This window comes from Bradyrhizobium sp. Gha (assembly GCF_900113735.1).
GTDB lineage: Bacteria > Pseudomonadota > Alphaproteobacteria > Rhizobiales > Xanthobacteraceae > Bradyrhizobium.
Genome location: NZ_FOQM01000025.1, coordinates 83,436 through 97,049, shown reverse-complemented (window position 1 = coordinate 97,049; position 13,614 = coordinate 83,436). Strand labels below are relative to the sequence as shown.

Annotated in this window: 14 protein-coding genes; 1 reads left to right on the top strand and 13 read right to left on the bottom strand. The window is 61.7% G+C overall.

The genetic code is table 11. From position 1 onward, the window contains the following. Positions 1–23: 23 nt before the first annotated feature. The 9 genes from BM222_RS26380 to BM222_RS26340 form a co-directional block, all read right to left on the bottom strand. Positions 24–704, bottom strand: a complete 681-nt coding sequence (locus BM222_RS26380; RefSeq protein ID WP_092234381.1) for a DUF2848 domain-containing protein — start codon at positions 702–704, stop codon at positions 24–26. Further along, entirely contained in the window at positions 691–1,383 is a 693-nt protein-coding gene (locus tag BM222_RS26375) for an ABC transporter ATP-binding protein (RefSeq protein WP_092234377.1), read from the bottom strand. The genes BM222_RS26380 and BM222_RS26375 overlap by 14 nt, the downstream gene beginning before the upstream one ends. After that, complete coding sequence (locus BM222_RS26370) at positions 1,383–2,129, bottom strand: ABC transporter ATP-binding protein (RefSeq protein WP_092234374.1); 747 nt, start codon at positions 2,127–2,129, stop codon at positions 1,383–1,385. The genes BM222_RS26375 and BM222_RS26370 overlap by 1 nt, the downstream gene beginning before the upstream one ends. Further along, positions 2,126–3,052, bottom strand: a complete 927-nt coding sequence (locus BM222_RS26365; protein ID WP_244547257.1) for a branched-chain amino acid ABC transporter permease — start codon at positions 3,050–3,052, stop codon at positions 2,126–2,128. The genes BM222_RS26370 and BM222_RS26365 overlap by 4 nt, the downstream gene beginning before the upstream one ends. Then, on the bottom strand, positions 3,049–3,948 hold the full coding sequence (locus BM222_RS26360) for a branched-chain amino acid ABC transporter permease (RefSeq protein WP_092234371.1): 900 nt from the start codon (positions 3,946–3,948) through the stop codon (positions 3,049–3,051). The genes BM222_RS26365 and BM222_RS26360 overlap by 4 nt, the downstream gene beginning before the upstream one ends. 40 nt (positions 3,949–3,988) lie before the next feature. Then, positions 3,989–5,299, bottom strand: coding sequence for an ABC transporter substrate-binding protein (locus BM222_RS26355; RefSeq protein WP_244547256.1), 1,311 nt, complete (start codon positions 5,297–5,299; stop codon positions 3,989–3,991). Positions 5,300–5,431: 132 nt separating this feature from the next. Next, entirely contained in the window at positions 5,432–5,812 is a 381-nt protein-coding gene (locus BM222_RS26350) for a cupin (protein WP_092234363.1), read from the bottom strand. 17 nt (positions 5,813–5,829) lie between these two features. Beyond that, a complete protein-coding gene (locus BM222_RS26345; protein WP_092234360.1) occupies positions 5,830–7,299 on the bottom strand; it encodes a 4-hydroxyphenylacetate 3-hydroxylase family protein in 1,470 nt (489 codons plus the stop codon). A gap of 20 nt (positions 7,300–7,319) precedes the next feature. Further along, positions 7,320–7,838 carry a flavin reductase family protein gene (locus BM222_RS26340; protein ID WP_092234357.1) on the bottom strand — a complete coding sequence of 173 codons (519 nt, stop codon included), beginning with the start codon at positions 7,836–7,838 and terminating at the stop codon, positions 7,320–7,322. 151 nt (positions 7,839–7,989) lie between these two features. On the opposite strand from BM222_RS26340, the gene BM222_RS26335 reads away from it, so the two are divergent. Continuing rightward, positions 7,990–8,595 (top strand): MarR family winged helix-turn-helix transcriptional regulator, encoded by a 606-nt coding sequence (locus tag BM222_RS26335; protein WP_092234355.1) that lies wholly within the window; start codon positions 7,990–7,992, stop codon positions 8,593–8,595. An 899-nt stretch (positions 8,596–9,494) separates the two neighbouring features. Here BM222_RS26335 and BM222_RS26330 read toward each other — a convergent pair. Genes BM222_RS26330 through BM222_RS26315 form a run of 4 tightly spaced genes read right to left on the bottom strand, consistent with a single transcriptional unit; the run spans position 9,495 to position 13,610 of the window. Further along, positions 9,495–11,285, bottom strand: a complete 1,791-nt coding sequence (locus BM222_RS26330) for a putative bifunctional diguanylate cyclase/phosphodiesterase (RefSeq protein ID WP_177243472.1) — start codon at positions 11,283–11,285, stop codon at positions 9,495–9,497. Continuing rightward, positions 11,195–11,695 (bottom strand): PAS-domain containing protein, encoded by a 501-nt coding sequence (locus BM222_RS26325; protein WP_177243471.1) that lies wholly within the window; start codon positions 11,693–11,695, stop codon positions 11,195–11,197. Before BM222_RS26325 ends, BM222_RS26330 begins: the two co-directional genes overlap by 91 nt. A gap of 40 nt (positions 11,696–11,735) precedes the next feature. Further along, positions 11,736–13,091: a globin-coupled sensor protein gene (locus BM222_RS26320; RefSeq protein WP_092234347.1), complete on the bottom strand. Its 1,356-nt coding sequence runs from the start codon at positions 13,089–13,091 to the stop codon at positions 11,736–11,738. Between the two features lie 12 nt (positions 13,092–13,103). Further along, positions 13,104–13,610 (bottom strand): protoglobin domain-containing protein, encoded by a 507-nt coding sequence (locus BM222_RS26315; protein ID WP_092234344.1) that lies wholly within the window; start codon positions 13,608–13,610, stop codon positions 13,104–13,106. Positions 13,611–13,614: the final 4 nt, after the last annotated feature.

Sequence of the window (13,614 nt, the reverse complement as noted above, 5' to 3'; positions counted from 1 at the left end):
GGCCGGTACCCAAGACGGAAAGATCAGGAGACGACCGGAAGAACGTCAATGTCGTAGCCATGGGTCAGGGACCGGTTGAGCACCGGATCCTTCAGCTCCATCTCAAAACGCGTCCCCGGCCGAATGCCGCCGATCGCGCCCGGCGTTCCGCAGAGCATCAGTGTGCCGGCTGGCATCGTGTCCGTGCGCGTGTAGCGACGAATGAGATCGCGCGGGGTCCTGAGCGAGGAGACCGGGCTGTCCTGGTAGAGCACCCGTTTCCCGTCGATCGTCGACCACGAGCGAAGGACCAGTTCATCCCAATGACCCTCGACATCGGCATAAGACCAGAGCTGCGGGCCGACCGGCTTGCCGCACAGCTGCTTCGAAAGTGCGATGCCCGACGCCTCGGCCTTGCGGTCGGTATGGTCGGATCCGATGCCGACCCAGAGTCCGTCAGCCATGGCGACAATGACAGGCTCGACCTCACCGGAACTGTCGGGCCCCAGGACGGTCAGGCGGCTGTCCTGGGTCAATGTTTGCGCCGCGACGCGGTAGTAGAGCGGCGTCGTCGAGGGGCGTGGAATGCCGAGCGCGGCGAGTTCCTTGACATGATGCTCGATCGCCGCTGCATCCCTGCCCGCCCAGCCCGCGATGACAAGGGACCCGATCTCGACAGCAATGCGGTCGGTCCGGTCATTCGCGATGCGTTCAAATTGCAGCAACGTGGAATTCCCTATCCTTGATCGATGTGGTCAGGATTTCGCCGCGCTCGATCTGCAGCGTCCTGTCGGCGACCCGGTCGAGCAGCGCGGGCGACGATTCCGTAATCAGCATGGCGAGTTCCGGCCGATGCTTGCGCAATTCGCCAAGAGTCCGCGCATAGTCGAGCGCGAGGGCCGGCGCCAGCCCCTGAAAAGGCTCGTCGAGCAGCAGAACCTTGCGTGCTACCGTCAGTGCGCGCCCCAGCGCGACCATCTTGCCCTGCCCTCCGGAAACGCCTCCGGCCGGCCGGGACCGCATCACGTGCAATTCGGGCAACAGCTGGTAGATCTCGTCGAGCCTGCGCGCGATCTCGACACGGTCGAGCTTCAGCGCCAGGGCCGGGAGGCGGATGTTCTCCTCCACGCTGAGCTCGGGAATCAGGCGCCGGTCCTCCGGCGCATAGCCAATCCCGGCGCGGGCGCGGGTGTGGGCAGGCCTGTTGCCGAGATCTTCGGCATCGAGTCGAACTGAGCCTTCGTCCATCGCGATGAGGCCCATGATTGCGCGCAGGGTCGTGGTTTTGCCGGCGCCGTTGCGCCCGATTAACACCGTCGTCTTGCGCGCGATGATCTCGCAACTGACGGCGCGCAGCACGCGAACGCCCTCGATCGAGACGCTGACCTTGTCGAGCCTCAGCATCAGGCCACCCCTACGACTCGTTGGCGCACTTGCGCGTTGCTGAACACCTCGTCGGGCCGTCCCTCGGCCATGATGTTGCCGGCGTTCCACACCAGGACTCGGCTCGCGTAACGCGCGACCACGTCCATGTCATGCTCCACGAACAGCGCCGTGATGCGGCGCTGGCGCAGCGCCGCCATCAGTGCCTCCATCAGCGGAAAGCGTTCGAGGGCGCTCACCCCGCTGGTCGGCTCGTCGAGCAGCAGCAACCGAGGCTTCAGGGCCAGCGCAACCGCGATATCCAGCAGCTTGCGATGTCCTTCAGGAAGCGTGCTGCTGATCCGGTCGGCATCGTCGGCAAGCCCGACGAGGTCGAGCAACGCCCTCGCCTCGTCGCGCCGGCTCGCCGTTTCGAGCGGCTGCACCGCGCTCCACAGACCATCGGTTGCGGCTAGGGCCAGCATCATGTTGTCGATCACGCGCTGTGCGGAGAAGAGCTGCGGAATCTGAAATGCGCGGGCGACGCCTCGGCGCGCGATGGCGCGCGGCGACAAACGGGTGATGTCGTGGCCGTCGAGCAAGACGCTACCAGATCTGGGGCGGATGTAGCCCGTGCAGATGTTGAGCAGCGTCGTCTTGCCCGACCCGTTCGGACCGATGATCGCGAGGAATTCGCCGTCACCGATCGCGATGCTGACATCGTCGGCAGCCTTGACGCCGTTGAATGCGACGTGGAGGTTTCTTGCTTCCAGGATGGGAGGCGTCATAGGCTCGTCGCCTCCTTGCGCGCGAACAACCCATAGACCCCTTGCGGCATGAACATGATCACGATGATCAGCGTCATGCCCACGATCAAATTCCAGGAATCGGTGACGGTGACCGCGGCGCTATGCAGCAATTCCAGGAACAGAGCACCGATGAACGCGCCCGGCACGCCACCGATGCCGCCGAGCACGGCGATCAGCACGAGGTGGCCGGATGCGGTCCAGAACGCGAAATCCGGGACCACGCGGCCGATCGCAAAGCCGGCGATCGCGCCGCCAAGGCCGGCGAGCGCCGCCGAGACGACATAAGCGATCAGCAGAACCGCCCAGACCGGAATGCCCAGATATTCGAGCCGAATCTCGTTGGTATGGACGGCCGAGAGAGCATGGCCGAGCGGACTGTTCAGGTAGCGCCGCACGGCAAGACCGACGAGCACCATCAGCCCCAGACTGAGATAGAACAGCACACTCTTGAAGGCCGGTTCGCCAAGCACGAGGCCGAAGACCGCCGGGACCGGCACCGGCAAGCCGTCAGTCCCGCCGGTGACGCCGTACAGTTTTGCGCACAGCGCGTAGAACACCATGGAGACCGCAAGATTCAACATGGCGAAGAAGATCGCGCGATAGCGGACGAGAAACGCTCCGGCGACGGCACCGACGAACGCGCCTCCCAGCACCGACAGGATCAGCAGCAGGCCAAGGTCGTTGACGCCGGCGCGCGCCAGGAACGCGACCGCATAGGCGCTCGCGGCGAAGAACATGGCATGGCCGATCGAGATCAGCCCGGCGCGGAGCAGCACGGCGACGCCGAGTGCCGCAAAGCCCTTGGCGATCGCAAGCGTCAAGACGAATTGAAGCCAGGGCGCGACCTGAGGCAGCAGCGCAATGACAAGGACCGCCGCAGCGGCGATAATCGTTGGCATCATATCCTCCGCGCCGTCACCGATCCGAACAGGCCGTAGGGGCGGATCAGGAGAACGACCAGCATCGCCCCATAGGGCGCAACCGCATCCAGCGACGGCGCCAGATAGATCGCGAGCACACGTGCCAGGCCGACGATCAACGAGGCCAACGCGGCTCCCTCGATCTGTCCGAGGCCGCCGATCGCCGCCACCGCAAAGGCGAGCACCATGGTGTCGGCGCCGAGACCTGGTGCGATGCCTGACGTCGGCGTCGCCAGCGCACCGCCCAATGCTGCCAGGAACACGCCGAGCGAAAACGCCAGGATGAAGATCCGGTTGGTGTCGATGCCGATCGACTGCGCCATCTCGCGGTCGGTGACGACAGCCGTGATCAGGCGGCCCAGCCGGGTGTGATTGATCAGGAGCCGCAGACCGATGACGACGAGGAGCGCCATGGCAATCAGGAGGATCTGGTAGTTGAGATAGACGACCCCACCGATGCTCGTGGTGCCGAGCAATCGCATCGGTGCGTCTTCGTAGAAGGACTGGACGCCGAAGATCACGCGCTGGAGGTCCTCCAAGATGAGGAACAGCCCGAATGTGATCAGAATCTGCACCGCCTCCGATTTGCCGTAGGTCCAGCGGACCAGGCCGCGCTCGATCAGCGGACCGAAAATCGCCGCGACGAAGAGCGCGCTGAACACCAGCGCAAGGAACGACAAATATGGATTGAGCTGCCGGCTCGCGATGAACAGGCAGATCGAAGCCGCGACATAACCGCCGATCGAATAGAGGCTGCCATGGGCGACGTTGAGGACGCGCAGGACGCTGAACACCAGCGTCAGGCCGACCGCCGCGAAGAAGATCAACGCCGCGCTGGCCAGACTGTCCAGCAGCAGGGGTATGATTGTATTCGACATCGGCCCTTCCGTGACTGGAATCAGATGAACGTCATCCGCCCTATTTGTAACTGCCGGGCTTCGGCAGGCTTTTCGCGAACTCGGGCTTGAGCGTCGCAATCCACGCGAGCGGGTCCTGGCCGGCCTGCGGCATCAGGCTGTCGCCCTTGTAGCGGACCATGTCGCCGATCACGGGAAACTGCTGCGCCGGTGTCTTCGTGGTGACGCCGACGATCTGGTCGACGAGGCCGTCATTGTCGGCGCGCGTCTGCGCGGTGCCGGTCAGGGTTTCGACCTGGCTGCCCTTCATGGCGGCGGCGAGCTCGGCACGCGTCGGCCATTTGCCGCCGTTCTTCTGTATCGCGGCCTCATAGGCCGCCTTCACGTAGATCAGCGTATTGGCCATCTTGATCGACGGGAACACCGGATACTCACCGAAGCGCGCCTTGTAGGCTTCGGCAAACCTCACCGTCTCCGGCTTGGCCTTGGCGTCGGGCGACATCCACCAGCCGTCGCCGAGAACACCAACGATCACACCGTCAGGCAAGGGCACGCGCTGCAGCACTGTCTCGCCGAGTGCCAGGATGACCTGACTGGAGGTGAAGATCCCACGCGGTGCGGCCTGGCGAACGAAGTTCTCGAGGTCGGCGCCCCAGAGATTTGAGAAGACCACGTCCGGGCGCGCGGTCGCAAGGCGCGAGATCTCGGTCTGGTAGTTCGGCGAACCAAGCTTCGGATAGAGTTCGGCGACGATCTCGACGTCCGGCTTGAGGGCCTTCAACGCCGCGGTGAATATCTTGGCCGCGTCATGACCGAAGGCATAGTCCGGGTTGATGATCGCTACCGTCTTCACGTCGGGTTTGCGGTCCAGCAGGTAGATCGCGTAGGCGATGAATTCCGGCACGGTGTTGCCGTTAGGGCGGAACACATATTTGCTCTTGCCGTCCATCAGCAGCTGGTGCGTATCGCAGTTCCAGCCGACGGTGGGGACCTCGAGCTGCTCGGCGAGCGGCGCCAGCGCGAGGCAGTTCGCGCTCGACAAGGCTGCGATCACGACCTGGTTTTTGGCGTCGCCGGTGAGCCGGCGATATTCCGCGATGACGCCTTGCGCGCCCTGCGCCTCGTCGACATAGGTCGCGCTGACCGGCACGCCTCGGATACCCCCCTTTGCATTGATCTCGTCGATCATGAGGTCGGCCGCGTTCTTGCCCGGCACGCCGTAGGCTGCGGCAGGACCGGATGTGAACGTGAAGATGCCGAGCCCCAATGCGCTCGGCTTCTCCTGCGCAGCGGCGGGCGTGGCGGCTATGACGCCGAGCGCGAGCGCCCCGGCAAGCCCGTCCACCACCCATCGGACTTTGCCCTGCGGCACGCCGCGATTCAGCCCGAAGAGCCATTCAAGCGACGATAGGCAACGTGCAACTCCGATAGATATACCTCTAGACGTCATGACTTCTCTTCCCCCTATGCTGGTCGAATGATGTTGAGCAGCAGCGAATCCGGATCACACCGGATCGAAATAGTGCATCTCCAGCAGCAGGCAGCCGTTCACCGACTTGAACGGGCCATGCGGCGCGTGCGGCGGGCGGCAGGCATAGGTGTTCGGCGGGAAGCTCTTGCCGCCTTCGCCGTTCGCATTGTTGCCGACGATCAAATCGCCCGAGACCAGATAAACCTCCTCCCAATATTCGTGGGAGAACGGCGCAGTTGTGTAGACGCCGGGCGCAAAGCGGAGCAGCCGCGTTCGCGTGCCGCGCCGGTTCGCCTCGTCCAATCCGCCAGAGATGATCTTTTGCTGGATGCCGGCCGGATAGCCCGCCGGCACTTCCCAACCAGTAGCCATATCGAGAGTGTAGAATTCGTCGTGCTTCTTGTTGACGGGCATGGATTGTCTCCTTCGGATCAGGCGGCTTTGCTGGCGGTCGAGACGCCGTTGAGGTCGTAGGAATCGAGCATGGCCTGGACCAACCGGTCGGCGCCGGCCCAATCGTAGGTGCGGTAGGAGTGACCCTTGGTGACGAAAGTCGCGCCGGCGTAGAACATCTCGTATTGCTGGTGACGCGAGCCGAACTCGGAGCCGACCGCGTCCCAGGCGAGCTTGTAGAACTTCACGCGGTCATGCGAGTTAGCCTTAGGCGACTGCTGGGTCTTGCCGATCAGGGCCGCGATCTCGGGATTGTCGAAATCCGCGACCGACGAAGGCAGCATGATCATGCCACCGCCGGCGAGCTCGCGGAGCGTGTTGATGACGTTGCCGTAGAGTTGCTGCGTCAGCACCTGCGCGGAGTAGAGCGTATGCCGGTCCGGGATGAAGTAGGGACCGACCTGCGTGCCTTTGGCCTCCATCGCAGCCACCAGCGCGTCGACCATGCCGGTCTCGGCCGCGAGCTGGCCGAGCATCTCGCGCACCTGCGGGAACTGGGTGACGCCGTTCATGTCGGCAGTCCGATGGGCAAGGCCGGTCAGGAACTTGAGCTTCACGCTCAGGCGGACCATCGCCTGATAGTTCTGGTAGACGTGGCAGGGCGTGGCGTGAAACTGCTTCTGGCACATGTCGACATTGCCTTCGATGAAGACTCGGTCCCACGGCACCTTCACGTCATCGAAGTAGAGAACCGAGTCGTTCTCGTCGAAACGACTCGACAACGGATTGTCGAACACTGCGCCGGCCGCATCCTCATAGGATTTCCGCGACAGCATCTTGAGGCCCTTCGTGTTCATCGGAATCGCGAAGGACATCGCATAGCGCTCTTCGCCGGGTCGCATCGGCTGGATCGTCGTGACGAACACCTCGTCGGCGACCACACCGCCGGTGGCGAGCATCTTGGCGCCGCGGATCGTGATCCCTTCCGCGTCGCGGTCGACGACGCCGGCGGTGAGGAACGGATCGGCCTGTTCGGCCGCACTCTTCGAACGGTCGGCCTGCGGATTGATGATGACGTAAGTGAGGTAGAGGTCCTTGTCGCGGGCGTAGCGGTAGTAGCTCTCGAGCGCGCCGGCGCGGGCGGGATCATAGGCCTTGAAGACGTCGAGCCCCATGTAGAGCCCGGAAATGCAGGACGCGACGTGGTCCGGGGCACGGCCCATGAAGCCGGCATGCAGCGAGGCCCATGCCTCCAGCGCCTTGCGCCGCATCACGAGCTCAGCATAGGAGGTCGGAAGCTGCCAGATGCGGTTGGCGCGACCTGCGCCCGTATCGAAGGTCATCAGCTCCGTGTTGTCGGACGCGCTCGCGAAGTCGAACAGGCCCGCCATGGAGGTGGCGAGGTTGCGGAAGGCATGGTGCGTCGTGACATCGCCGACCGAGGCGCCGTTGATGTAGATGGTGCGGCCGTCCTTCAGGCCTGACAGATATTCCTTTGCGCTGCGCATCGCAGATCTCCGGTTCAAAGCTAGTAGTGAATGGGAAGCGGCCAGGTCGGCTCGCGCTCGGTTTCATCGACGAGATCGCGGTAGCGGCCGCGGAAGAAAATCAGAGGAGCGGCCGCTTCGGCGCGGCTCGCGTGCCTGATGACACGGACCACGAAGATCACGTGGTCGCCGCCCTCGTAGACCGCGTACGGTGCACATTCGAAATGCGCCATCGCGCCCGAGATCAGGGGCGCCTCGGTATGGCCGACCGACGTCTTCACCTGGTCCCATTTGTCGGAGAGAGCGCGCGCGAATTGGTTGGAGATCTGCTCCTGATCGCGCGCGAGAATGTTGACGGCAAAGCCCTTGGCTTCGAGCATCGCAGGCAGGCTTTTTGCCTTGCGGTCGACGCTGAACAGGACCAGCGGCGGATCGAGTGAAACGGAGTTGAACGAGCTCATGGTCATGCCGATGAGCTCTTCGCCCTTCCCCCGTGCGGTCACCACCGCAACGCCGGTGGCGAATTCCCCGAGAGCACGCCTGAATGCACGATCCTCCATGGACACTGCCTCGTCGCCTGGTTCTGACGTATAATTCTCAGATAGCTTTCTCGCAAAGCTAGTGTGGAATGTCAAGCCCACTTGCTGGGCCGGCGCATGCGTGCTTGTTAAGCAAGCCGCAACGCCATGATTTGGTGAGGAGATTGACCGCGTGACCGATGCGCTTTTGACGGCGTCGAAACCCGAGCTGCTCGATAAGGAAGGAGACCGCACGCTTCGCGGCCTGCTCTACGACTATTTCGCGTTCGGACGCGGTCTAGAAGCCTGCCGGGAAATATTCGCAGGCTTCGTAGACCTGTCGCCGACCCAATATTTGATCCTGATCGCGATCAAGAATTCGAGCGCGGAAGAACCGATGGGCGTGAATCAGGTCGCCGAACGGCTGTACCTGAGCGGCGCCTTCGTCACCAACGAGATCAACAAACTGGTGTCCGATGGCTTTCTCGAGAAAACCCCCCATCCCGAGGACGGACGTCGGGTGCAACTTGCTCTCACCCAGCGAGGAATGAGCCTGTTGATCCGCCTTGCCACTTTGCAGCGACCGGTCAACGACGCGCTGTTTGGATTGCTGACGCGCGAGGAGTTCAAAATGCTGGCCCAGCTCCTGTCCCGGCTCGCGTCAAACGCTGATAGTGCGTTGAAGCTGGCCGTACATGTGCAGGCTATGCTCAGTTTGCAGGAGGATCAGCGGGCCTCCACAGCGAGTCCGCCCGACTCCCGCAAGAAGCGGCGCGCAACGCGCCGCAGCGGTCGATAGCGCCAATCGGAGGTTGGCGCCTTGCTCTGCCCGCGGCTCAATTCGGAGGCGGAAGATAAGGGAACAAAAGCTGAAAGCTCGGACTGGCCGCGCCAGTTTCGCACCAGAAACAGCCTGATCGAAACGGGACGAACGCCATTGAAATCAAACGAAACCGCAGCAAAATCAATGAAGCTCGCCGATGTCCCGCCGCTCATAATGGTTTGGTTGCAGCTTCGAATGATGTCCGCCCACCGAGTTCAGGACACCTGCGCCTCATCTTTTGAATTAAGACAGGCCGGCAGCGACGCCAGGTATTTCCCTGCGATGCAAGCCCGCTTTGCGACACGCCACGAGCGTCGTCGGACGCGTTCTAACATGAGCAGGCGCCCGCAAATCGACCGGCTAAGAAACTTTACACTGTGATGCCAAAACTCCCGCCTCGGGAGCTTTGGCTCGATAGCAACGTTTCGGGTCCCTCTAGAGCTTGCGTCGACCCCGATGCGGATCCTTCCACTGGGGTCCAGTTGCCGAACGCTGCCGCGGTTCAGCACCAGCACTACGCCTATCGTTGAAGCGCCGAATACGCCGAGCAGCGTCAACGTCTCGATCGCTGTTGTCACTCCGGCAGGGCGGCTTCGTTCTTCGGCCGCGTGGTGCAGGCGCTGAAACTATGCCAAACTGAAATGGAAGGGTTGGCTGTTTACACTTGGCCTGCCCCCAGACCTGAGAATGGTTAGAGTATACAGGCCACGATCGGACCGCAAGTGAAGATGCAAAGCCTTCTGCGCTTTGTCAGCAACGACGCAATCAGGATGTGAGTCATTCGGAAATCCGGAGAGAGCACCTAGCGCCTCGCAGCAATTCGACCTGCTCTTCTCACGCACGGGCCAGCTTCCGTGGAGAGGCCCGCTGCTTGCTTAAATTGCGTGCGCCCTTTGTATCGGAGCCAGAGGATGGCCGCACTCAGGTGGCCTAACGGGATTGGCGCTAATCCACTCACTCAGATGAGCCGGTGCTGGTCTACCCAGCAAATAACCCTGGAACAGATCTACTCCTTGGCTTCGCAGGTATTCCAGCTGATCCGGCGTCTCAATGCCCTCTGCAGTGACCTGGACGCCTAAGCCTCGGGCCAAGGTCATGATTGACGCCACAACCGTCCTGCTCGCCGGTTGATTGACCACGTCTCTCGTGAACGAACGGTCGATCTTCACCTTGTCAAAAGGAAATGAGACGACCGAACGGATCGAAGCGTATCCCACACCGAAATCGTCCAGCGCTATTGATATCCCGATGTTCTTGAGCTGACGAAAGAGAAGAAGATTCTCCTCCTTCTCCTGCAGCAGCATGGATTCTGTGACTTCGAACTCAAGCCGATCAGGTGACATACCTGTTTCCAGCAGCGTTCTTAGGACAACGTCGAACAACGCCGGACCGCGGAACTGTTCAGGAGACAAGTTGACGGCAACTTTGACCCCCTTACGCCAAGACGCGGCGTCTGCGCACGCCTGCCGAAGAATCCACCGGCCCAAGGGCTCTATTAGGCCGGTCTCTTCAGCGATTCCAATGAATTGGTCCGGGTAAAGCAGGCCTTGAGATGGGTGACGCCATCGCACCAAGGCCTCCATCACACTTGGCTGCAGCGTCTTCGCATCAAAGATGGGTTGATAGTGCAATTCGAAATCGCCCCGGGCCACGGACTCGCGAAGTTCGTTGACGAGCCGATTGCGGGATTGAGCGTTCCTGTGCATCTCTTCTTCGAAGAACCGATATCCGTTTCGTCCCTCGGCCTTAACGCGGTAGAGGGCCAGATCCGCCTTATAGAGCAGTTCTGAAGCCGTAGAGCCGTGCAGCGGAGCGAACGCCAATCCGATACTCACCCCGATCGACACGTCCTGTGCCTCGATCGAGAACGGTATCGCCACGGTTTCGAGGAGGGTGATCGCAAGTCTTTCCGCCTGTTCGCGACACTCTCCAGAGCTGAACTGTACGATTGCGAACTCGTCGCCTCCCAGGCGGGCAATCAGATCACCATCGGAGGAAGCCGATTTCAGGCGCCTGCTCAGTTGCTTGAGCAAGGCGTCGCCGGCAGCATGCCCCAGCGTATCATTCACCGACTTGAAGCCGTCGAGATCCAGCAAGTAGACGATCAGCTCCTGTTCGCTTGCCTTTGCGTGTGCGAGCCGGTTCAACAGATCTTCGAGCAAGGCGGCTCTGTTCAACAGGTCAGTTAACGCATCGTGACGGGCCGCATAGTACACTTGGGCTTCGGCCTTCTTTCGAGCAGTAATGTCGACCCGGATCGCCATGTACGCGACCGGCTTGCCGTTTGAACCAAGCTGGGGTGTGATCACGGTGTCGACCCAGTAGAGCTCCCCGCTTTTCGCCCTGTTGCAAAGCTCGCCCCGCCAGACGCCCCCTTTGGCGAGGCGACGGTACATCTGCCGAAAAATTTCTGGGGCATGAAGCCCCGATTTCAGGAGGCGGTGGTTGTTTCCAACCAGCTCCTCCCGGTTGTATCCACTGACCTCGCAAAATCGATCGTTGGCGTAAGTGATCGTACCCCGGACGTCAGTGATCGCGACGATGACGGCCTGATCGATCGCATATTGCTTCTCGATCAGCTCCTGCCTTGCCGCCTCGGCTCGGAGCTCTGCGAGACGAAGCTCGGTGACATCTCGGTGCCTTTCGACGAAGCCACCGTCAGACATGGGATGCATATCGAGCTCGATGAACGACCCATCTGCAATTCATACGTCGTCTGGAAGTCTTCGCCCCGCTGAATCGCCGCCAGGTAGTCGGCTAACTGGACATTTTTCATCGCTGCGAGAACGCGGGCATGACGGCCCTTCAGAACATCCTCCACTGAGCGGCCCGGCGAGACCTCGGAAGATGTCAGCGAATAGAGGCTGCGGTGCTGTTCATTACCTATCACCAGCCTGGATTGGCCGTCGAAGACACACAGGCCATGAGAGCTGCTTTCGATGGCGGTGTGGAGCAGTTGCTCCCAGTTTACTTCTGCCTTAGGCACGCTCCGCCTCGCAAGCTGACCAAATCGACGTGGATCGCACGACGCTGAAAGCGCATTGTCCATGTCAACTGTCGCGATCTCCACATCCATAGTCGGTCCAATCATTGTGTCGTCAAGCTCTGATGACACGCTAGGCCGCCCGGATCTCGGCAAAGAATGTCTCCACTTCCGAGCGAAGGGCCGCAGCTTGAATGGACAGCTCTTCAGACGCGCCCAGAAGCTTTTCCGCGGTCTGCCGGGTTTGAGCGGCCGCCTGGCTCACGCCGGTGATGTTGCTTGACACCTCGTGCGTGCCCAGGGCCGCCTGCTGCACGTTACGCGCGATCTCCGCGGTAGCCACGCCCTGCTCTTCCACGGCTGCCGCTATGACGGTAGCGATCTCGCTGACGGACCCGATCGTGCGGCCGATGTCCTGGATAGCCCCCACCGAGTCCTTCGTTGCGCCTTGAATCGAGAGGATCTGCTCACCAATCTCGCCTGTGGCCTTTGCCGTCTGCTCCGCCAGGGCTTTGACCTCGGAAGCAACGACGGCGAAGCCGCGGCCGGCCTCGCCGGCGCGCGCTGCTTCGATCGTGGCATTGAGGGCGAGCAGATTGGTCTGCCCCGCGATGGTGCTGATCAGTTCCACCACGTCGCCAATTCGCTGGGCCGCTCTCGCAAGGTTCTGGACCGTGTCGCCGGAGCGGGCCGACTGCTCCACCGCGGTCTGGACGATCTTCGTCGATTCAGACACCTGACGCCCAATCTCCTGAATTGACGAGGTCAGTTGCTCGGTCGATGCGGCAACGGCCTGCACATTCGTCGATGCTTCTTCCGAGGCGGCGGCTACCACGCTGGACTGCTGGGTCGACCGCGAAGCGCTCGCAGCGAGGGCATTGGCGGCGCTCTGAAGATTGCCGGCCGCGCCGCCGATCGTACCCACGACCGTTTTCATCCGGGCATCGAAGCTTCTGATGGCGGCGCGGATCGCCTCTTGACGACTTTCCCGCTCGGCAAGCATGGCCTCCTGATAGACGGAGATGGCGATCTCCATGTCGAGCATCACGGCGCAATTAACAGCATTCAACAACTCGGACAGGTGCGCCGGACGCCAGCGATATCGCCGGACCGCAAGCGAGACGAGTTGGTTCAGGACAAAGTTGTATCCGCCAATGTACCAGCGCGGCTCAAGGCCGATCTTGTTGTGGACCATGCCGATGGCACGAACCCCTTTCAAGTATTCGTCGTCGAACCGACCATTGAACAGCCGCGCCCAGTGCGTGCCCTGGGCCGTCTTCAGTCTGGGAATATCGCTCCCAATCAGTGCGGCAAGCTGGGGTTCGCTCGTGACGTGCCGGTAGAAGCCGTCAAGAATGCACGGCACAGCAGGTTCGGCGATAACCCAGAATTCCCGCAACAGCTCGCCGCTGCGAGATGTGATTCCCATGAACCGCATTCTGGCCTGGCGATCCTCGCCGGATGCGAGGCACACAGCTAGGTTGGTCATCGTTAAGTCCTTTCAAATCTGATTGCGAAAAATGGCTGGGAGTTCGGCACCGAAACAGCTAGTCGACGAGCCAGTCGGAATAGCTTGAGAGAGTAAGCGCCATGTCGACGGCCATATATTGTTCGGACGTGACGACGAGAGCTGGTTTGAGCGCAGCGGAATCGAGGCGTCGAACAGCAATTGTTCGGCGAGGCCCGCCTTCATCAGGGCGTAACCGGCGACATACCACTTGGGATCGAGCCCGACTTCATGGTGCATGATCCCCACCTTGGTCGCCCTGCGCAGATAGGCCTGATCGACTCTGCTGTTGAACAGCGAATGCCAGTGTTCCCTCTGCTTGATCATGAGCCGGCTGACGGTGTGCTCATCCAGAAGAACGCCGGGATGCGACTGCCGCGTTCGCCTGTAGAACTCAGCGATGATTTGGCTACTTGGGCCCTCGGCCAAATTCCACAGCTGCTCCGCAAGGAGCTGAGTGCGCGTGTCGATTCTGAGGTACCGAATGATCTGTGTCATCATGCCC

Bases quoted from the DNA above. Each gene is read 5' to 3' on its own strand.
- BM222_RS26350 (WP_092234363.1), bottom strand. From the start codon at position 5,812: ATGCCCGTCAACAAGAAGCACGACGAATTCTACACTCTCGATATGGCT.
- BM222_RS26365 (WP_244547257.1), bottom strand. From the start codon at position 3,052: ATGATGCCAACGATTATCGCCGCTGCGGCGGTCCTTGTCATTGCGCTG.
- BM222_RS26340 (WP_092234357.1), bottom strand. From the start codon at position 7,838: ATGGAGGATCGTGCATTCAGGCGTGCTCTCGGGGAATTCGCCACCGGC.
- BM222_RS26315 (WP_092234344.1), bottom strand. From the start codon at position 13,610: ATGATGACACAGATCATTCGGTACCTCAGAATCGACACGCGCACTCAG.
- BM222_RS26325 (WP_177243471.1), bottom strand. From the start codon at position 11,695: ATGGATGTGGAGATCGCGACAGTTGACATGGACAATGCGCTTTCAGCG.
- BM222_RS26320 (WP_092234347.1), bottom strand. From the start codon at position 13,091: ATGACCAACCTAGCTGTGTGCCTCGCATCCGGCGAGGATCGCCAGGCC.
- BM222_RS26375 (WP_092234377.1), bottom strand. From the start codon at position 1,383: ATGCTGAGGCTCGACAAGGTCAGCGTCTCGATCGAGGGCGTTCGCGTG.
- BM222_RS26370 (WP_092234374.1), bottom strand. From the start codon at position 2,129: ATGACGCCTCCCATCCTGGAAGCAAGAAACCTCCACGTCGCATTCAAC.
- BM222_RS26345 (WP_092234360.1), bottom strand. From the start codon at position 7,299: ATGCGCAGCGCAAAGGAATATCTGTCAGGCCTGAAGGACGGCCGCACC.
- BM222_RS26330 (WP_177243472.1), bottom strand. From the start codon at position 11,285: ATGTCTGACGGTGGCTTCGTCGAAAGGCACCGAGATGTCACCGAGCTT.
- BM222_RS26360 (WP_092234371.1), bottom strand. From the start codon at position 3,948: ATGTCGAATACAATCATACCCCTGCTGCTGGACAGTCTGGCCAGCGCG.